This window comes from Mangrovicoccus sp. HB161399, from assembly GCF_013184745.1.
Taxonomy (GTDB): domain Bacteria; phylum Pseudomonadota; class Alphaproteobacteria; order Rhodobacterales; family Rhodobacteraceae; genus Mangrovicoccus.
Window position 1 is genome coordinate 1 of record NZ_JAATVU010000001.1, and the last position, 17408, is coordinate 17408.

At 68.4% G+C, this 17408-nt stretch carries 20 protein-coding genes; 5 read left to right on the plus strand and 15 right to left on the minus strand.

All coding sequences use genetic code 11. From position 1 onward, the window contains the following. Positions 1-172: 172 nt before the first annotated feature. Genes HCC78_RS00005 through HCC78_RS00015 form a run of 3 tightly spaced genes read right to left on the minus strand, consistent with a single transcriptional unit; the run spans position 173 to position 2530 of the window. On the minus strand, positions 173-559 hold the full coding sequence (locus HCC78_RS00005; RefSeq protein WP_172326924.1) for a cytochrome c family protein: 387 nt from the start codon (positions 557-559) through the stop codon (positions 173-175). 22 nt (positions 560-581) lie between these two features. After that, a complete protein-coding gene (gene fghA / locus HCC78_RS00010; RefSeq protein ID WP_172326686.1) occupies positions 582-1418 on the minus strand; it encodes an S-formylglutathione hydrolase in 837 nt (278 codons plus the stop codon). After that, positions 1418-2530, minus strand: coding sequence for an S-(hydroxymethyl)glutathione dehydrogenase/class III alcohol dehydrogenase (locus tag HCC78_RS00015; RefSeq protein WP_172326687.1), 1113 nt, complete (start codon positions 2528-2530; stop codon positions 1418-1420). Before HCC78_RS00015 ends, fghA begins: the two co-directional genes overlap by 1 nt. A gap of 166 nt (positions 2531-2696) precedes the next feature. On the opposite strand from HCC78_RS00015, the gene HCC78_RS00020 reads away from it, so the two are divergent. Continuing rightward, positions 2697-3314 (plus strand): hypothetical protein, encoded by a 618-nt coding sequence (locus HCC78_RS00020; RefSeq protein ID WP_172326688.1) that lies wholly within the window; start codon positions 2697-2699, stop codon positions 3312-3314. A 61-nt stretch (positions 3315-3375) separates the two neighbouring features. Here HCC78_RS00020 and HCC78_RS00025 read toward each other — a convergent pair whose 3' ends face one another. Beyond that, a complete protein-coding gene (locus tag HCC78_RS00025; protein ID WP_172326689.1) occupies positions 3376-4407 on the minus strand; it encodes a quinoprotein relay system zinc metallohydrolase 2 in 1032 nt (343 codons plus the stop codon). A 113-nt stretch (positions 4408-4520) separates the two neighbouring features. On the opposite strand from HCC78_RS00025, the gene HCC78_RS00030 reads away from it, so the two are divergent. After that, a complete protein-coding gene (locus HCC78_RS00030; protein WP_172326690.1) occupies positions 4521-5321 on the plus strand; it encodes a quinoprotein dehydrogenase-associated SoxYZ-like carrier in 801 nt (266 codons plus the stop codon). A 74-nt stretch (positions 5322-5395) separates the two neighbouring features. Here the strand turns inward: HCC78_RS00030 and HCC78_RS00035 are convergent, their stop codons facing one another. The 7 genes from HCC78_RS00035 to HCC78_RS00065 form a co-directional block, all read right to left on the minus strand. Then, positions 5396-5740, minus strand: a complete 345-nt coding sequence (locus tag HCC78_RS00035; protein WP_172326691.1) for a hypothetical protein — start codon at positions 5738-5740, stop codon at positions 5396-5398. Then, a complete protein-coding gene (locus tag HCC78_RS00040; RefSeq protein ID WP_172326692.1) occupies positions 5737-6402 on the minus strand; it encodes a hypothetical protein in 666 nt (221 codons plus the stop codon). Before HCC78_RS00040 ends, HCC78_RS00035 begins: the two co-directional genes overlap by 4 nt. Positions 6403-6434: 32 nt before the next feature. Further along, a complete protein-coding gene (locus tag HCC78_RS00045; protein ID WP_253948974.1) occupies positions 6435-8687 on the minus strand; it encodes an ATP-binding protein in 2253 nt (750 codons plus the stop codon). After that, positions 8669-9853: an FIST N-terminal domain-containing protein gene (locus HCC78_RS00050; protein ID WP_172326693.1), complete on the minus strand. Its 1185-nt coding sequence runs from the start codon at positions 9851-9853 to the stop codon at positions 8669-8671. The genes HCC78_RS00045 and HCC78_RS00050 overlap by 19 nt, the downstream gene beginning before the upstream one ends. A 2-nt stretch (positions 9854-9855) precedes the next feature. After that, the gene (locus HCC78_RS00055; protein ID WP_172326694.1) at positions 9856-10569 is read right to left on the minus strand and encodes a response regulator transcription factor; all 714 of its coding nucleotides are present in this window, start codon (positions 10567-10569) and stop codon (positions 9856-9858) included. Between the two features lie 73 nt (positions 10570-10642). Continuing rightward, the gene (gene gfa / locus HCC78_RS00060; RefSeq protein ID WP_172326695.1) at positions 10643-11293 is read right to left on the minus strand and encodes an S-(hydroxymethyl)glutathione synthase; all 651 of its coding nucleotides are present in this window, start codon (positions 11291-11293) and stop codon (positions 10643-10645) included. A 132-nt stretch (positions 11294-11425) separates the two neighbouring features. After that, positions 11426-11914 (minus strand): MarR family winged helix-turn-helix transcriptional regulator, encoded by a 489-nt coding sequence (locus HCC78_RS00065; protein ID WP_172326696.1) that lies wholly within the window; start codon positions 11912-11914, stop codon positions 11426-11428. Between the two features lie 83 nt (positions 11915-11997). On the opposite strand from HCC78_RS00065, the gene HCC78_RS00070 reads away from it, so the two are divergent. Then, positions 11998-12873, plus strand: coding sequence for an EamA family transporter (locus HCC78_RS00070; RefSeq protein WP_172326697.1), 876 nt, complete (start codon positions 11998-12000; stop codon positions 12871-12873). Between the two features lie 117 nt (positions 12874-12990). Then, a complete protein-coding gene (locus tag HCC78_RS00075) occupies positions 12991-13611 on the plus strand; it encodes a 50S ribosomal protein L25/general stress protein Ctc (RefSeq protein WP_172326698.1) in 621 nt (206 codons plus the stop codon). A gap of 69 nt (positions 13612-13680) precedes the next feature. Here HCC78_RS00075 and HCC78_RS00080 read toward each other — a convergent pair whose 3' ends face one another. Then, positions 13681-14214, minus strand: a complete 534-nt coding sequence (locus HCC78_RS00080) for a hypothetical protein (RefSeq protein ID WP_172326699.1) — start codon at positions 14212-14214, stop codon at positions 13681-13683. A 208-nt stretch (positions 14215-14422) separates the two neighbouring features. Between HCC78_RS00080 and HCC78_RS00085 the strand changes: the two genes are divergently transcribed. Continuing rightward, the gene (locus HCC78_RS00085) at positions 14423-14794 is read left to right on the plus strand and encodes a hypothetical protein (RefSeq protein ID WP_172326700.1); all 372 of its coding nucleotides are present in this window, start codon (positions 14423-14425) and stop codon (positions 14792-14794) included. A 63-nt stretch (positions 14795-14857) separates the two neighbouring features. Here HCC78_RS00085 and HCC78_RS00090 read toward each other — a convergent pair whose 3' ends face one another. From HCC78_RS00090 to tgt, 3 genes are all read right to left on the minus strand, one after another. Further along, positions 14858-15040: a hypothetical protein gene (locus HCC78_RS00090; RefSeq protein WP_172326701.1), complete on the minus strand. Its 183-nt coding sequence runs from the start codon at positions 15038-15040 to the stop codon at positions 14858-14860. 302 nt (positions 15041-15342) lie between these two features. Beyond that, positions 15343-16002 (minus strand): choice-of-anchor E domain-containing protein, encoded by a 660-nt coding sequence (locus tag HCC78_RS00095; RefSeq protein ID WP_172326702.1) that lies wholly within the window; start codon positions 16000-16002, stop codon positions 15343-15345. 187 nt (positions 16003-16189) lie between these two features. After that, entirely contained in the window at positions 16190-17320 is a 1131-nt protein-coding gene (tgt, locus tag HCC78_RS00100) for a tRNA guanosine(34) transglycosylase Tgt (protein ID WP_172326703.1), read from the minus strand. Between the last annotated feature and the right edge of the window lie 88 nt (positions 17321-17408).

The following is a 17408-nucleotide window of genomic DNA, read 5'->3' on the forward strand; positions in this document are numbered from 1 at the left end:
CTGCGCCGGCCCCGGATGCCCACCATGGCACCTTCGATTCTCCCGGAACAAAGGGCTCCCCCCAACAGGCTCCTCTCCTGACTCAGGGGGCATTAAGAAATCGTAACGGTCCTCCTTGCTGCTGGCCCGGCGGCTGTCGAGACCGCCGGGATGGTCGAGAGCCCGGCGCGCCTTACGGGAAGGTCGCGAGATAGGCGATCACGTCGGCCCGCTCCTGCTCCTTGCGGAGCCCGGCGAAGGCCATCTTGTTGCCCGGGACGAATGCCTTGGGATCGGCCAGGTAGGCGTCCAGCTCCTCGGGCGTCCAGACATGCCCGTCCGCGCCCTTGGCGATCATGGCATCGGAATACTTGAAGTCCGGCGCCGAAGCGGTGACCCGGCCGACAATGCCGTTCAGTTCCGGTCCGACCTTGTTCTTGGCATCCGGACCGACGGCATGGCAGGCCATGCACTTGCGGAACACCTTCTCGCCCTTTGCCGGGTCGCCGCCTTCCTGCGCGACGGCCGGCAGGGCCAGGCTCAGGGCTGCGAGGGAAAGGGCGATGATCTTGGCTGTCATGGTCAAGTAGTCCTTCTCTGGCTCAAACCGCTCCGAGACGCTCCGCGTGCCACTTCACGTGGTCCTCGGCAAACGTCGAGATGAAGTAGTAGCTATGGTCATAGCCCGGCTGCAAGCGGAGGATGCCGGGCTGGCGGCGGCGGCCCATCGCGGCAGCCAGCGCCTCGGGGCGGAGCAGGTCGAGGAACTGGTCCGAGGCCCCCTGGTCGACCAGAAGCTCGCCCTTCCAGCCGCGCTCCTCCAGGAGGATCGAGCTGTCATGCATCGCCCATCCCGCCTCGTCCTCGCCCAGATAGGCCGAGAGCTGCTTGCGGCCCCAGTCGGACTGGGTCGGGTTGGCAATCGGCGCGAAGGCCGAAAGCGAGCCGTAGTTGTCGGGGTTCCTCAGCGCCACCGTCAGCGCGCCGTGCCCCCCCATCGAATGCCCGGTGATGCCGTGGCGGCCATCGACCGGAAAATTCTCCGATACCAGGGAATATAGCTCGTCGGTGACGTAATCCCACATCCGGAAATGCGGCGCCCAGGGCTCGCGCGTGGCGTTCACGTAGAAGCCCGCGCCCTGGCCCAGGTCATAGGCGTCGTCATTTGCCACGCCCTCGCCGCGCGGCGAGGTGTCGGGAAAGACGACGGCCATGCCGTGTTTCGCCGCATGTTCCTGGAAGCCGCCCTTGGTCATGGCGTTCTCGTGGGTGCAGGTCAGGCCCGAGAGATACCAAAGGCAGGGCACCTTGCCGTGCGCAGCCTGCGGCGGCAGGTAGACGGCGAAGGTCATGTCGCAGGAGGTCGAGCTGGCGGCGTGCCTGTACACGCCCTGCACGCCGCCGAAGCTCTTGTTTTCCGAGAGGATCTCGAAGCTCATCAGTACTGCACCACCGCGCGGATGGATTCGCCGGCATGCATCAGGTCGAAGCCCTTGTTGATGTCTTCCAGCGGCAGCACATGGGTGATCATCGGGTCGATCTCGATCTTGCCGTCCATGTACCAGTCGACGATCTTCGGAACGTCCGTCCGGCCGCGCGCGCCGCCGAAGGCCGTGCCGCGCCAGGACCGGCCGGTGACCAGCTGGAACGGGCGGGTGGAAATTTCCGCGCCCGCGGGCGCCACGCCGATGATGATGCTCTCGCCCCAGCCCTTGTGGCAGGCTTCCAGAGCGGTGCGCATCACCTGAACGTTACCGGTGGCGTCGAAGGTGTAGTCCGCGCCGCCCTTGGTCAGGTTGACGAGGTAGGGAACGAGATCGCCCTCGACTTCCTTCGGATTGACGAAGTCGGTCATGCCGAAGCGCGTGGCCATCTCGACCTTGGCCGGGTTCAGGTCGACGCCGACGATCTGGTCGGCGCCGGCAAGGCGCAGGCCCTGGATCACGTTCAGACCGATGCCGCCCAGGCCGAAGACGATGGCGCGGCAGCCGATTTCCGCCTTGGCGGTGTAGAGCACGGCGCCGATGCCGGTGGTGACGCCGCAGCCGATGTAGCAGATCTTGTCGAAGGGCGCGTCCTCGCGGACCTTTGCCAGGCTGATCTCGGGCAGCACGGTGTAGTTCGAGAAGGTCGAGCAGCCCATGTAGTGCAGGATCGGCGTGCCGTCGAGCATCGAGAAGCGCGAGGTGCCGTCGGGCATCAGGCCCTGGCCCTGGGTGGCGCGGACCTTCTGGCAGAGGTTGGTTTTCGGGTTGAGGCAGTACTCGCACTCGCGGCATTCGGCGGTGTAGAGCGGGATCACGTGATCGCCCGGCTTCAGGGACTTGACGCCCGGGCCGACCTCGACCACCACGCCTGCGCCCTCATGGCCCAGAATCGCCGGGAACAGGCCCTCGGGATCGGCGCCGGACAGGGTGAATTCGTCGGTATGGCAGATGCCGGTGGCCTTGATTTCGACCAGAACCTCGCCCTCTTTCGGGCCTTCGAGGTTAACTTCCATCACTTCGAGCGGTTTGCCGGCCTCGATGGCCACGGCTGCTTTGGTGCGCAAGTCTCTGTCCTCCATGACCGCTTGCCGCGGCCTTCACTGATTGACCGAGACGGTAGAGCCGCGCCCCGGCCGGAACAATTCATACCTTCGGATGTGCCATGGCATACAAGCTGCGGATGGACACGACCTGAGGGCTTGGTATCCTGTGGCCGCGGGAGGTAAAAGAATGATTGCGAAATATTTTCCGAGCTTTGCGACACTTGCGGCGGTGGCGGTGACGGGCTGCGCGGCGCTTGCGCAGCCGGCCTCCGACCCGGACTGGCCCTGCGTTCAGCGCAAGGTCAGCCAGCTTTCCCCGGGATTGATGTGGGCCCATCCGATCCCCGAAATGAAGCTCGATGCCGAGACTGCGGCGGCCGCGGACGACGTGGTCGCGCGGCTGGTCCTGCGGCGCATGCCGCTGGAAGAGGTGCAGCCCGCCCTGGACGGCTTCGCCGATGCGCATGGCGGCGGCGAGGCGATGATGAGCCACCTCTTCGGCGAGAGCTTCGACAAGCTCTCCCATCTGCGCACGCGGATCATGAAGGGAATCGAGGAATACGCGCAGAAGCAGATCGCGCTGTCGAAGCGGATCGACGGCGCGCGCAGCGAGATGGACACGCTGATGGCCGCGGACGATCCCGACTATGACCGGGTCGACGAGCTGGAGGTGCAGATCGACTGGGACGAGCGCATCTTCACCGACCGGCAGCGCTCGCTGACCTATGTCTGCGAGACCCCGGTGCTGCTGGAGAAGCGGCTCTACGGCATCGCCCAGATGCTCGAGGCCGAGATCCGGAGCTAGGCGCCCGCCTCCGGCCCGCGGGCCGGCCGCCGGGCGGAGACCCCCGGGCCGGAGGCGGCGCTCACTCCCATTCCAGCTCGGCATAGGCGACGGTGGCGTTGCGCGGGTTGTTGAGCTCGAAAAGCTCCCAGTTCCCTGCCTCCGAGGCCGCCACCGCCGCGGTCGCCGAGGACAGGCGCAGCCCGATGTCGAGCGCAGCGCGCGTGTCCCCGGCCAGCACGTCGAGATAGCGGCGCAGCGGCTCCGCACCGTCCGGCCAGCCGAGCCGCGCGGCGCCGTGACCCGGCACAACCCCCGAAAAGGACATCTTCGACAGGGCCGCCAGCACCGACTGCCAGCCCCGGAGCGAGCCGTCGATCACCGGTGCGTGGCGGTCGAAGACCAGGTCGCCCGCAAAGAGCAGCCCCGAAAGGCTGTCGGCCGCCGTCAGGTCGGTCGGCGTGTGCGCTTCCGGCCAGGTGGCCAGCCACAGGCGGCGGCCGCCCAGGTCGATCTCCACCGAATCCGATATCTCCGCGTCCACCGCCGGAATCTGCGAGCCGAGGAAGCCCGGGCCGATCTCCTGCCGGAACCGCGTCAGGTAGCTTTCCGCCCGGTCGGCCATTGCGCGGGCCAGCCTGTGGCTGCCGGCGACGTCCGCCCCCGCCTCGGCCAGGACGGAGGCGCCGAAGACATGGTCGGGATGCATGTGGGTCAGGATCACGTGGCTGACCGGCAGGCCGGTGCGCGCCCGGATCGCCCGCCACAGGTCCTCGCCCATCGCCCGGCTGCTGCCGCTGTCGATGGCCGCGACGCTGTCGGTGCCGATGACGAAGGCCAGGTTCGAGGTGTCGCCGCCATTCTCCGAGTCGGGCTCGGCGATGGCGCCCGTGTGCACGAAGACCCCGGGCGCGACCTCCTCGACGGACAGCCCGGGGCCGGAGGCGGCGCAGAACGGCGCGCCCTTCGCCTCCAGCCCGGGCAGGGCCGGCGCGGCAGCGGCGGAGAGCCCCGCCTCGCAGGCCTCCATCGTCGCGGCCTCGTGCCCCGGCACCAGCATGTCGCGGCAGTCGCCGCCTTCCAGCGCGCAGAGCGTCACCAGCACTTCGAACATCCGTCCCTCCTCCGCCCGCACGGAAAGTTGCGGGCCATTCTCCCGGAATTCCTTCCCCGATTGTCCCGTTCCGTGGCAGGCTTGCAACCTGAGAGAGCAAGGGAGGAGACCACATGCTCTGGAGGACCGCCATCCTCGCCGCCGTCATGGCCGCCCCGGCCGTGCTGGCGCTGGCCGACGAGCTGCCCAATCCGCTGGTCAACGGCCCCACCTGGGACGCGCTGCGCTATGACATCGCCGGGGACGATCCGATTGCCGACGGCGCCGGGCTGTTCGAGGTCGACGCGCCCTACCGCGCCCATGACGCGGCCACCGTGCCAGTCCGGATCACCCAGCTCGACCCGTCGCGGACGATCACCAAAGCGACCGTGATCATTGACGAAAACCCGGCTCCGGTGGCCGGGGAATTCACCTTCGGCACCGCCATGGCGCCGCTCGACTTCGAGTTGCGCGTGCGGGTGAACCAGTATTCCGACCTGCGGGTGATCGCCGAGACGCCGCAGGGGCTGGCGATGACCGGGCGCTTCGTCAAGGCCTCGGGCGGCTGCGCGGCCCCGGCCTCGCGCGACCCGGAACTGGCGCTGGCCTCGATGGGGCAGATGAAGCTCAAGACGTTCGGCGGCGATCCCGGCGGGCGCCGCGAGGCGCAGGTGATGATTCGCCATCCGAACTACTCCGGGCTGCAGCGCGACCAGGTCACCCATCTCTTCATCCCCGCGCATTTCATCTCGGAGCTGGAGGTGCGGCAGGGCGGCGACCTGCTGTTCCGCATGGAGGGCGGCATCTCGATCAGCGAGAACCCGGCCTTCCGCTTCTCCTATGCCGATGACGGCTCGCCCACGCTGACGGTCACCGCGACCGATACCGAGGGCAACACCTTCCGCCAGGAGCTGCCCAAGGACAGCGCCAGCTAGGGCGACCCTAGCACGGCCGGAGCCCGCCGGCCCCGCCGCGCGCGCCGGACCGCCCGGCGCGCTGCCCGGCAGGATCAGAAGCAGAGGATCTCCGCCTCGGCCTGGGCGCGGCGGAGATCGGCCACCAGCGCGTCGGCCGAGGGCGAGGAACGGAAGATCGCCATCCGCTCGCCGCCGACCTGGCGCATCGACAGCACGGTCTCGGCCTCGACGTATTTGTCGTAGGGCAGCACCGCCGCGATCTGGTCGACCGAGCAGGAACACCGCTCCAGCACATCGCGCCCCTGCCCGTTCACCGCCATGCAGGCGAAGACGTAATCGGCGCGCGCCGAGGTCGGGTAGTCGTTGAAGCGCTCGTCGAGCCCCTGCGCTCCGGCCGCGCTCCCGGCCAGCAGGAGCGCCGCGAGGACCGGCCTCATTGCCCGCCCTCCTCGCCTTCGAAGGTGATTTCCGAGCTGTAGAGCACCCCGCCCTGGCCGTCCGGCACCGTGGCGGAGAGGCGGCTGTACCAGCCGGGGACGGCCTCGCTCATCACCGCGCGGATCTCGAGCGCCGCGAAGCCGGCCATGCGGGCGGAGTTCGGGTCGCCCTCGAAGGGACGGAACACCACCTCGCGGGCTGGCTGGCCATCGACCTCGACATCCTCGACGCCCGCGGGACGCGACAGCGCGTCCTTCATCCGGTTGCGGATGTAGAACTGGCTGCCGCCGGTGATCTGCGCCATGTCGCGGGTCACGGTTTCCATGTGGTACATCGCCAGCGGGCTGCCGACGCTCGCCGGGAAGGCGCCGACGACATGCGTGCTGTCCCGGTCGGGGCCGAATCCCAGCTGCACCTCGTCGGCATCGTCCCCGGCGAAGGCCAGCCGCAGCACGCCGCTGTTGCGCGACGCGAAGCCTTCGTCGGCGGGCAGGACGACGGTGCGGGCATAGGTCAGCACCTTGCCGTGCGGCACCGCATCGAGCGTGCCGCCTCGGAACATCAGCGCATAGGGCGCCGCGGTCTCGGCGGCCGGTGCCGCGAAAGGCGCGGCGAGCGCCAGCGCGGCGGCCAGCGCCGCAGCCATCAGGCCTGTCTTCATGGTTTCCTCCCTCAAGTCTGCTGCGGTGCCGCTCAGGAGGCGGTCATCGCGGAAAAGGCATTGCGCTCGCGCATCGCGGCGGCGACGCGGCGGCGCAGCTTCTGCAGGTCCACGGGCTTGGTCAGCACCTCGGCGCCCATCGAGCGCGCGGTCCAGAGAAGTTCGGTGGAACGGTCCGCCGTCACCATGATCGCCGGGATCGAAACGCCCGTGGCACGGCGCACCGCGGCGATCGCGTCGACGCCGGTGGCGCCGTCATCCAGATGGTAATCCGCCAGGATCAGGTCCGGCGGGATGCCGATATCGGCCGTGACCGCCAGCGCCTCCTCGGCCGAGCAGGTGCCGAAAACCGAGGCGCCCCAGCTTTCCAGCACCTGCACCGTGGCGAAAAGAAGGTCCGGATCGTTCTCGATCACCAGCACCAGCAGGTCCAGGTCCTCGCCCGACAGATCCGGCGCCGCGGCGGGCGCGGGCTGGCTGACGCGCGGGGCATCGACCCGCGGCAGCGCGATGGAGAAGACCGATCCCACGCCCGGCGTGGAGCGCACCGACAGGCGGTGCCCCAGCAGGCGGCAGGTGCGGTCGACGATCGACAGGCCCAGCCCCATCCCCGGCCCGGCCTTGGCCCCGGCGGCGCGGGTGAATTCCTTGAAGATCTTCTGCTGGTCCTCGGGGCTGATCCCCATGCCGGTGTCCCAGACCTCCAGCACCGTCTCGTCGCCGCGCTGGCGGCAGCCGAGCAGCACCCGGCCCTCGGAAGTGTACTGGATCGCGTTGACCACCAGGTTCTGGATCGAGCGCAGCAGGTAGCGCTGGTCGCTCATCACCCAGGCGGAGCTGGGCACCACAGAGAGCTTGACCCGCTTCTGCGCGGCCAGCGGCGCCTGGTCCTCGACCACGGAGCTCATCAGCGGCCCGAGGCAGACCGGCGACGGGCTGAGATCGGCGCCGGTGGAATCGAGCCGCGAAATGTCGAGGATCGCCTGCAGCAGCGACTCCATCGAGGCGAAGGAGCCCTGCAGCCGCTCCACCATGCCGATCAGCTCGCTGTCGCGGGCCTTCTCGGCCAGCGACGACAGAAGCAGCTTGGCGGCATTGGCCGGCTGCAGGAGGTCATGGCTGGCGGCAGCGAGAAATCGGGTCTTGGAGGTCACCGCCTCCTCGGCCAGCTCCTTGGCGCGCTTCAGCTCTTCCTTCACCTTGGCCTGGTGCTCGTGCTGCTCCAGCAGCGCCTGGTGCGCGGCTGTCAGCTCGGCGGTGCGCTCCTCGACGCGGCGCTCCAGCAGCTCGGTCGCCTGCACTTCCAGCGTGATGTCGGCAATGTCGGCCAGGAAGCCGCGGTCGGGCAGCAGGTGGACATGCAGCCCCAGCACGCGGCCCGAGGGATGGCGCAGTCGCTTGCGCAGACCGCCCTCGTCGCGCAGCACCTGCCGCCAGTTGGAAAAATCCAGCAGGTCCTCGACATGGATGTCATAGCTGGTGCGGATGAAGTCCAGGATGTCGGCGAAGGAGGTGCCGGACTGCACCAGCCGCACCGGCAGGCCCAGCAGATCGCGGAACCGGTCGTTGTGGATCAGCAGCGCCCCCTCGCGGGAGAAGGTGCCCAGGCCGGACGACATGTGATCGAAGGCCGCCTGCATGTAATGGGCGTGCATGTCGATCAGGTGGTCCTTCTCGCGCCGCGCCCGCCGCACGATGTCGGAAATGTCGGTCTGCAGGATGATCTGGTTGTCGCTGGAGGTCCGCTGCAGCGCGAACTGGAACCAGCGGTCGCCGATCAGCCCGACGACGAAGGTGTTGACGGTCTGGCCCTTGGGCATGTCGCGGGCGCGCGCCAGCGCCTCGCGGGTCCGGCCGTCCTGGTTCAGCACGTGGCCCGAGGCACGCAGCGCGTCGAAATACTCCGGCACGGTCAGCCCGGCGCGGATGCGGTGCGAGACATCCGGCAGCAGCGTCTCGAAGAGGTCGTTGCAGATGTCGAGCCGCCCGTCGGTGAACAGCGCGAAGCCGCCCTCCATCACCGAGAGCGCCTCGGTCAGGGTCTTGCGGCTCTTCTCGCGGTCGAAGCGCAGCTGCTCCAGCTCGGTGGAGGCGCGCTCCAGGTCGCGGGTCTTGGCCCAGACCTGTTCCTGCAGCGTGACGGCCGACTGGAAGGCGGCATAGGCCGACTGCCCGACCGTATGCTGGCGCTGGTTGCGGCGCAGGAGCGCGTCGATGATGCGCGCCTGCTTCTCCACCTGCACTTCCGGCGGGTCGGCGGGATTGATCAGAGAAGGGTGGTCCATGACGGTCCGAAAAAGGCGACGCCGACGAATGTCTGGTTCACATGCACGCCGCAATGCTGTTCGCCATAGGTGTTGAAGCCGATGACACGATGTTCCTGCAGCAGCCGCGAGGCCGCGCCGGTGAGGGATTTCTGGCCGAGCTCCAGCTTGCGCAGGTAGCAGTCGAAGCCGAGGATGAAATCGGGCCGCCTGCCCTTGGCGTCGGTGACGTCGAGCCCGGCGCGCAGCTTGGCGATCAGGTCCTGGCCCTCGCCCAGGGTCAGCAGGATGCCGTCCTCGATCGCCGACAGGAAGGACAGCGACCCGTCGGGCAGCGCCTGCTGGATGCCGCGCACGTGGTACATGGCGTTGTTCCTGACCAGCACCGGGTTCTCGGCGAAGACCTTGGGGGTCAGCTCGCCGACCGACAGTCCCAGCTGGCGGGCATATTCCTCGGCCGCGGGGGCGCCGTTCAGCTCCTGGACGATGCGCTCCTCGGGAATGGCGCGGGTGACGACCATGTGCTGGTCCGAGGGCAGGAAATGGTCGAAGCCGAGCCCCGCGAAGTCCATGTCGGTCTCGATCAGCAGCACCACCGCGGCATCGGTCAGGAAGCGCCCGCCATGCAGCACGAAGGTCTCCGCGAATTCGTGGTCGTCCGCCGCCGATCCGCCGAAGCAGGGCAGATCCTCCAGCGTCGTGACCATGGTGGCGACCAGCATGTCCTCCTGCTTCGACAGCCCGTCGGCGAAGGTCAGCGCCAGCCGGTTCCAGTTCGCCGTGCGCGGGAAGCGCGAGGCCAGGCGGCGCAGGTCGCGCGAGATCCGGCTGATTGCCAGCGGCTTCAGCGGCGAGATCAGCAGCGAGGCGCAGCGGAAATGCGCCTTGGTGAAGGCGATCGCCAGCAGCGCGCCGGTCTCGTAGCCCTCCGGCGTGATCTGTCCCGCCGAGGAACAGCCGAAGACCGGCAGCCCGGCAAAGGCGCGGTTCAGCCCCGCGGCCAGATCCTCGCGGTCGAGCGCGGCCGGGGCGAAGACCAGCAGGAAGCAGATGTCGGTGCCGGCGAGCTGCTGCGCCAGGTCGACCACGGCGCGCCCGGCATCGGGTTCGCGCGACACGGCGACCGCAATCGGGTTCGCCGCGGCCCCGGAGGGCCGCGCCACGGGATCGGCGATCAGGTTACCCATTGCTATCCACGGGCCCTGAGCGTCTCCCCTGCCTCGTCCTCCAGGCTGACGCTTTCCATCATGACGGCGGCCTGGGTGCGGTTCTGCACGCCGAGACGGCGCAGGAGCGCGGTGACATGCGCCTTGACGGTGGCCTCGGCCAGCGACAGCTCGTAGGCGATCTGCTTGTTGGCCTTGCCCGCGCAGATCAGCTTCATGATGCGCATCTGCTGCGGCGAGAGTTCGGCGATCTTGCGGCTGATGTTTTCCAGGTCGGACGGCGGGGCGGCCCGGCGGCGGAAGGCGTTCTGGTACTCCACCGGCAGGTAGCGGTTGCCGCGCTGCACCTCGCCGAGGGCGGCCTCGATCTCGGGCAGCGGCAGGTCCTTCGGCACGAAGCCCGCTGCGCCGAGATCCATCAGCGACTGGACGACATCGGCGGAGGTCTGGGCCGAGATGATCAGGACGGGCGTGTCGGGCAGCCGCTCCCTCAGCCTGATCAGGCCGGACAGCCCGGAGGCGTCCGGCAGGCGCAGATCCAGCATCACCAGGTCGGGACCGGCACCGCTTCCGACGGATTTCAGCCCGTCCTTCAGCGTCGTGGCGGTCTCCACCCGGCAGTCATGGAAGACCTGCGTCAGCGCCGTGGTGAGCGCGTAGGCATAGAGCGGATGGTCGTCGATAACGAGGACAGATCGAATCGACCTGCCCTCCGAAATCAATCGGTCATGCTTCATCGGTAGTTCCTCCCTGAGTCGAAACAAACAACAAAGAGTGGCATGACGCAACAACCTGTCGCCTTACCAAACGTCAGGACGGCAGGGCCCCGCTCTTCTTCGCCAGATGCGTGGCGATCGCGTCCATCAGCGGCGGCGACAGGCAGTCATAGGGCTCCAGGCCCAGCTCCTTCAGCCGCGCGCGGATGCCGTCCATCTTCGACGGATCGACGCCCGACTCGATGATCGACGAGACGAAGGCGGCGAATTCGGCCGGGGACCAGCCGGATTGCGGGCTCAGCTCGGTATGGACGAAATCGAGCCCGTAGAAGGGATGCTCCTGGTTCTCGATCCGGCCGTACATGTGCACGCCGCAGCCGGTGCAGGCATAGCGCTGGATGGCGGCGGAGGGATCGACGATCGACAGCTTCTCGGCATGGGCGGTGACGCTCAGCTGGTCGCGCGGCACGACCGCGACCTGGCTGAAGATCGCGCCGGTGGGCTTCCAGCACTTGGTGCAGCCGCAGACATGGTTGTGCGCGGTCTGGCCGGTCAGCGTGACCTCGACCTTGTCGGAGCCGCATTTGCAGCTCAGCGTGCCCCCGGCGAATCCGGGCTGCGCGGGCTTCACCCCGTTGTCGACGGCCGGGTGGATCTTCACCCCGCTGGTCGGCACGGCCGGTTTCGCCGGCGCTGCTGCGGGCGCAGGGTCGTCGCCCCCGAAGAGCTTAGACAAGAATCCCATTTTTTCCTCCCAATGCGGCTGTTGAGTATCGTTATGGCCAGCCATCGGGGGGAGTCTGCGGCCGGGTCCGGCCTCGATCAATTCAGTATTTAGTATCGGTGAGCCGCGCCCGCGCCGTCGGCGCGGCGGCACTCACTCCGGCGCGCAGGCGCCGAGCCAGGCCCTGAGATCGGCATCGAGCCGCGCGCGCAGCTCCGGCGTCAGGTCCGAAAGGATCCGGTGCTGGTTGGCGACATGCTCGGTCACCGCCCGGTCGATCAGCGCCCGCCCCGCCGGGGTCAGCGCGACGAGCGCCCCGCGCCCGTCGGCGGGATTGGGGCGCCGCTCGACCAGTCCGGCCCGTTCCAGCTTGTCGAGCCGGTTGGTCATCGTTCCGGAGGTCACCATCGTCCAGTCCACCAGCGCCGAGGGCGTCAGCGCGAAGGGCGGCCCCGCCCGGCGCAGCGTCGCCAGCACGTCGAACCCGGCCGCGGTCAGCCCGTGTGCCTTGAAGACCCGCGCGGTCTCCTCGGCCAGATGGTCGTGCAGGCGCTTCATGCGCCCGAGCAGCCCCATCGGCCCGACATCGAGATCCGGGCGCTCGCGGCGCCATTGCTCCAGTATCCGGTCCACCTGATCCATGGCCGCGGGCTAGCCGGATTTTATCTTGACGTCAAGGTTTCCGGAATTTATCTCGACGTCGAGACAAAGCCGGAGACCCGCCCATGCCGCGCAGCCTCGACATGCTTCTTGCCGCTTCCGCCCCGGCGGTCTGGGGCAGCACCTACATCGTCACCTCCGAGCTCCTGCCGCCGGGCTATCCGCTGACCGATGCGGTGCTGCGCGCCCTGCCCGCGGGGCTGCTGCTTCTCGCCCTGACCCGCAGGCTGCCGCCGCGGGACTGGCTCTGGCGGCTGCTGGCGCTGGGGGCGCTGAACTTCGCCATCTTCTGGGCCGCGCTGTTCGTCGCCGCCTACCGCCTGCCCGGCGGGGTGGCCGCGACGCTGGGCGCGGTGCAGCCGCTCTTCGTGCTGGGCTTCGCGCACATGGCGCTGGGAACGCCGCTCTCGGCGCGCAGCATCGGCGCGGCCGCCGCGGGCATCCTCGGCGTCGCGCTGCTGGTGCTCGGCCCCGATGCCGCGCTCGACCTGCCCGGCATCGCCGCGGCGCTGGCCGGGGCGGTGTCCATGGCGCTCGGCACGGTGCTGACCCGCAAGTGGCAGCCGCCGGTTCCGGCGCTGACCTTCACTGCGTGGCAGCTGACAGCCGGGGGGCTGCTGCTGCTGCCCGCTGCGCTGCTGCTGGAGCCCGCCCTGCCGCCGCTGACCCCCGCCAACCTGGCAGGCTTCCTCTGGCTCGGCCTGTTCGGCGCGGCGCTGAGCTACATCTTCTGGTTCCGCGGCATCGGGCGGCTGGGTCCGGCCAATGTCACCGGCTTCGGCTTCCTCAGCCCGCTGACCGCCGTCCTGCTGGGCTGGGCCGTGCTCGGACAGGCGCTGAGCCCGCTGCAGCTGGCGGGCGCCGCCATCGTCCTGGCCTGCGTCTGGGCGGGAAGCCGCCCGACGCAGCCGCCCGGACGCCCGCTGGCCGCGCGGGCCTGACCCGGCCTGCGGCAGAACGGCGCTTTTTCCTTGCGCAAATCCCGTCCGCCGGCTATGCGCGCGCTTCATCCGGGCCGACACCCTTGGAGGCGGCCCACTCATTCTAGGAGAAATAACATGGCTGGTGAGATTCCTGATCTCGAAGTCCAGGTTCGCGCGGGGACGGGCAAGGGGGCCGCTCGCGAGGCACGCCGCAACGGCATGGTTCCTGGCGTTGTCTATGGCGGCGAAGCAGAGCCGCAGGCGATCCAGATCCCCTTCAACGTCCTCCTGAAGCGCCTGAAGCAGGGCCGCTTCCTCTCGACGCTCTTCAACATGAAGATCGAGGGCCAGGAAGACTTCCGCGTGATCTGCCGTTCCGTGCAGCGCGACGTGGTCAAGGACCTGCCGACGCATGTCGACTTCATGCGCCTGCGCCGCGCGTCGAAGATCAACCTGTTCATCCACGTGGAATACATCAACCACGAGGAATGCCCCGGCCTGAAGCGCGGCGGCGTCCTGACCGAGGTCCGTCCCGAAGTCGAGCTGGTCGTGACCGCCGGCGACATCCCCGAGAAGATCGTGATCGACCTTGCAGGCCGCAAGATCGGCGACACGATCCACATCTCGGACGCGCAGCTGCCGGAAGGCGTCAAGCCGAAGATCGAGCGCGACTTCGTGATCGCGAACATCCAGGCGCCTGCCGGGATCGGCGGCAGCTCTGCCGACGAAGAGGAAGAGGCAGCCGCAGAGGAGTGATCCTCGGCGCCCTCTCCGGGCAAGTTCCGGAAGGCCCCCGCATCGCGGGGGCCTTTCTGCTTTCGGGGCTCAGCCCCGGCCGCGCACCAGCACCCCCGCCCCGCCCAGGGCCGCCAGAAGCAGCGGCAGCGAGGCAGGCAGCGGCACCTGCGACTCCGCGGCGCCGCCGGGACTGGCCGCCACCGGTTCCAGGTCGATCCGCGCGAAGACGCCCGCCCCGATATCCGTTGCCGCCATGTTGAGGAACACGTTGTCCGCGTCGAAGCTCAGCACCGGCGTGCCGGACTGCACCGCGGCGCCAAGCGCCGCGAAGGTGATCGGGGCAATCCCGCCGAACACGTCCGAGATCCGGAACCCGTTGAACGGCAGGTCGAGGAAATGCCCGCCGGTCGGCGCGCTGAGCTCGATCCAGCTGCTGCCCAGCTCCACGACGAAATCCGAGCCCAGCGGCGCGATTCCCGGCGCCGTCACATAGGTCTGCGCCAGCAGCGGACGGTCGGAGGCGATGTAGGAAATCTCGACGGGCGCGCCGGCCAGCGTGACGGCGGCTGCCGGCAGGCAAGACAGGGCGGAAAGCAGCAAGGCGGGGAAAAGGAACTTCATGCGGCACTCCATGAACCACAAAACTGGTCGCGAGGGTGTCACGGCCTTCCGGAGAATCGCAACGACATGCTGCCGCAAGGGCAGCGCGGGACCGCCCTGCCCGCCGGCAGCTGCAGATTTCCCGGCACGCGGAAAAAAGTCCGCCTCTTTTTGAACCGTTCCCGGCAGCGGCGCGACTTCATGCAAGACGCACCCACAGGAGGTTCCCATGGCGTTCCACGACAACTTCTACATCAAGGAAAACATCATCGGCTTCACCGGGTCGCTCAACGAGCTCCCGACCGTCTATTTCCTGACGGACCGCCATTTCGGGCATATCACCCAGCAACATGACGAGCCCGACAATGTCGGCCGCGAAGTGATCGACACGACCAACGGCTATGTCTACGGCAACGAGGAGATTGCCGGCGTCGGCGAGGTGCTGTGCGAGTACAAGCACGGCCGCCTGATCCACCGCAGCCGCAACAAGCTGATCCTGCTGGCGCACATGAACATCGATGCCGCCAACATCTGCGCCCAGTCGATCTGGCGCCATCCCAGGATCAAGCGGATCTGGCACCGCGGCAGGCGCTTTGCCTGAGGCTGGCGGGCGGCTGCGTGCCGCCCGGCCCCGTTTCGCCGTCCTGGTCCGTCCGGCGCCGGCTCAGCTTTCGTTGGGTCCGCGCAGCATGCGGATGGTCTTGCGGATCGCCTTCCAGTCCTCGGCCTCGGCACTGTCGCCGCGGGCCTCGGCCTCGCGGAACTGGTGCTGGGCCTCGGCCTCGGCGCGGTCGCCATGCGCGCGGTAGAGCGCATGCGCATGCTGGGAAATCGTCGTCATGTCCATCTGGCACCTCCCTTGCCTCTGGTTGCCGGGCCGTCACGGAGCCCGGGTCTCGGACCCTACATCACCCGGGCGGCAAAGTCAGCCGCTATCGGCCGGAGCGGCAGCCCGCGCTTGCGGCGGGCTGCCGCCGGGACCCGCCGCCACGCCTCTGCGCAGATGGCGGCAGGCCGGGCATGCCCTCGGCAGGCAGGCCGCGCAAGGCGGACATCGCGGAGCCTGGCGGGGGCGCCGGGGACTTCCCCGGCCCTTCCGCCCGGCTGCGCGGGCATCCCCTCCGGTCCTGCGTCGGGCCCTGCCGCCAGCTACCCGCGGGACGTGCGGCGGCGGCCCGCGGCGGCCAGCAGCCCGACCCCGCCGAACAGCAGGGCGGAACTGGCCGGAAGCGGCACGGTCGCGAAGGTATAGGTCACCGAGATGCCCAGCTGCGCATCGGTCAGCTGGGTGATCGAGACATCGCCTCCCCAGGCACCGCCGCCGAGCGAGGTCGACGTCAGGTAGTCGATGTCGAAGCTGCCGCTGCCGATGAACCCGGCCAGGGCGACCGGATCGGTGATCGACTGCGAGTAGCTGTTCGATCCGGAGACGGGCACGGTCGTCGAGCCGCCCACGCCCAGCAGGATGAGCCCCGTGGACGCGACGGTATCGAAGCTGTCGGATCCCAGCAGCGACGAGGCGAAGGAGAACGCCACCGTGCTCGTCGCATACCCCCCGATCGGGTTCGGAGAGAGATTGACTATCCCGAGCGAGCCGTCGACCGTGCCGGTCAGCTCGTAGGAAACCGAGATCAGCGTGCCGAGCGAGGAATCGAAGAGCGGAATGCTCAGCGGGTCCTGCAGGAGCGCGCCGGAATCCAGTTCGACATCCCGGAGCGCAGTGGTGTCATTGTAGGTTACGGTCAGGGCCAGCGCGGGGGTGGTTGCTGCCGCAAGCAAGACCGAGAAAAGGAACGTGTTCGTTCTCAACTTTCTTCCTTTCGATTTTGATAAATGCCGTCCGCGCCAAAACCACCAAATCGAAAATCGAAACAAACTGCGGACACCCCCGCGCTTAGAAGCCCCTCCCCCGCAAGGTCAAAAGAAAACCGGCAGTTCGCATGAAAAAATTAACATGTGTCAACCTATGGGAGTCAGGTAGCCCGATACCATCCCGTTAAAGTTGTTCCACGTCGCCCAGTGCACGCGCAGCGTGGAAATCCGCCTCGAATTCGCCGAAACGTCCCGCGGCAATGGAATCGCGGATGCCCTGCATCAATTCCTGGTAGTAATGCAGGTTGTGCCAGGTCAGCAGCATCGAGGAAATGATCTCGCCCGCTCGGAAGACATGGTGCAGGTAGGCGCGGCTGTACTGCGAGCAGGCGGGGCAGCTGCAATGCTCGTCCAGCGGCCGCGGATCGTCGGCATGGCGGGCATTCTTGATGTTCACGACGCCGCGGCGGGTGAAGGCCTGGCCGGTGCGCCCCGAGCGCGAGGGCAGCACGCAGTCGAACATGTCGATGCCGCGCTTGACCGCGCCGAGGATGTCATCCGGCTTTCCCACCCCCATCAGGTAGCGCGGCTTGTCCTCGGGCAGCATGCCGGGCGCATAGTCGAGCACCTGGAACATGATCTCCTGCCCCTCGCCCACGGCGAGCCCGCCGACCGCATAGCCGTCGAAGCCGATGGCGCGCAGCTTCTCCGCGCTCTCGCCGCGCAGATCCTCGATGTCGCCGCCCTGCTGGATGCCGAAGAGCGCATGGCCCGGCCGGTCGCCGAAAGCCTCGCGCGAGCGGGCCGCCCACCGCATCGACAGCCGCATCGACTCCTCGATCCGCTCGCGCGGAGCGGGCAGCGCCGGGCATTCGTCGAAGCACATCACGATGTCCGAGCCCAGCAGCTTCTGGATCTCCATCGAGCGTTCGGGCGACAGCATGTGGCGCGAGCCGTCGACATGGGAGCGGAAGGTCACGCCCTCCTCAGTCAGCTTGCGCAGGTCGGCAAGGCTCATCACCTGGAAGCCGCCCGAGTCGGTGAGGATCGGCCGGTCCCAGTTCATGAACTTGTGCAGCCCGCCCAGCCGGTCGATGCGCTCCGCCGTCGGACGCAGCATCAGGTGGTAGGTGTTGCCCAGCAGGATGTCCGCCCCGGTGGCGCGCACGCTTTCGGGCATCATCGCCTTCACCGTCGCCGCCGTGCCCACCGGCATGAAGGCAGGCGTCCGGATATCGCCGCGCGGCGTGCTGATCAGCCCGGTGCGGGCCTTGCCGTCGGTGGCGTGGAGGGCGAAGCTGAATCTCTGGGTCACGGGCGGTCGGTCCTTTGCTCGGCTCCCCCTTCTGCACATTTCCGCCGCAGTGCCAAGTCCGCGGCGCGGGGATTTCCCGCGGCAAGCG

Bases quoted from the DNA above. Each gene is read 5' to 3' on its own strand.
- HCC78_RS00005 (WP_172326924.1), bottom strand. From the start codon at position 559: ATGACAGCCAAGATCATCGCCCTTTCCCTCGCAGCCCTGAGCCTGGCC.
- fghA (WP_172326686.1), bottom strand. From the start codon at position 1,418: ATGAGCTTCGAGATCCTCTCGGAAAACAAGAGCTTCGGCGGCGTGCAG.
- HCC78_RS00020 (WP_172326688.1), top strand. From the start codon at position 2,697: ATGATTGCGAAATATTTTCCGAGCTTTGCGACACTTGCGGCGGTGGCG.
- HCC78_RS00025 (WP_172326689.1), bottom strand. From the start codon at position 4,407: ATGTTCGAAGTGCTGGTGACGCTCTGCGCGCTGGAAGGCGGCGACTGC.
- HCC78_RS00030 (WP_172326690.1), top strand. From the start codon at position 4,521: ATGCTCTGGAGGACCGCCATCCTCGCCGCCGTCATGGCCGCCCCGGCC.
- HCC78_RS00035 (WP_172326691.1), bottom strand. From the start codon at position 5,740: ATGAGGCCGGTCCTCGCGGCGCTCCTGCTGGCCGGGAGCGCGGCCGGA.
- HCC78_RS00040 (WP_172326692.1), bottom strand. From the start codon at position 6,402: ATGAAGACAGGCCTGATGGCTGCGGCGCTGGCCGCCGCGCTGGCGCTC.
- HCC78_RS00045 (WP_253948974.1), bottom strand. From the start codon at position 8,687: ATGGACCACCCTTCTCTGATCAATCCCGCCGACCCGCCGGAAGTGCAG.
- HCC78_RS00050 (WP_172326693.1), bottom strand. From the start codon at position 9,853: ATGGGTAACCTGATCGCCGATCCCGTGGCGCGGCCCTCCGGGGCCGCG.
- HCC78_RS00055 (WP_172326694.1), bottom strand. From the start codon at position 10,569: ATGAAGCATGACCGATTGATTTCGGAGGGCAGGTCGATTCGATCTGTC.
- gfa (WP_172326695.1), bottom strand. From the start codon at position 11,293: ATGGGATTCTTGTCTAAGCTCTTCGGGGGCGACGACCCTGCGCCCGCA.
- HCC78_RS00065 (WP_172326696.1), bottom strand. From the start codon at position 11,914: ATGGATCAGGTGGACCGGATACTGGAGCAATGGCGCCGCGAGCGCCCG.
- HCC78_RS00070 (WP_172326697.1), top strand. From the start codon at position 11,998: ATGCCGCGCAGCCTCGACATGCTTCTTGCCGCTTCCGCCCCGGCGGTC.
- HCC78_RS00075 (WP_172326698.1), top strand. From the start codon at position 12,991: ATGGCTGGTGAGATTCCTGATCTCGAAGTCCAGGTTCGCGCGGGGACG.
- HCC78_RS00080 (WP_172326699.1), bottom strand. From the start codon at position 14,214: ATGAAGTTCCTTTTCCCCGCCTTGCTGCTTTCCGCCCTGTCTTGCCTG.
- HCC78_RS00085 (WP_172326700.1), top strand. From the start codon at position 14,423: ATGGCGTTCCACGACAACTTCTACATCAAGGAAAACATCATCGGCTTC.
- HCC78_RS00090 (WP_172326701.1), bottom strand. From the start codon at position 15,040: ATGGACATGACGACGATTTCCCAGCATGCGCATGCGCTCTACCGCGCG.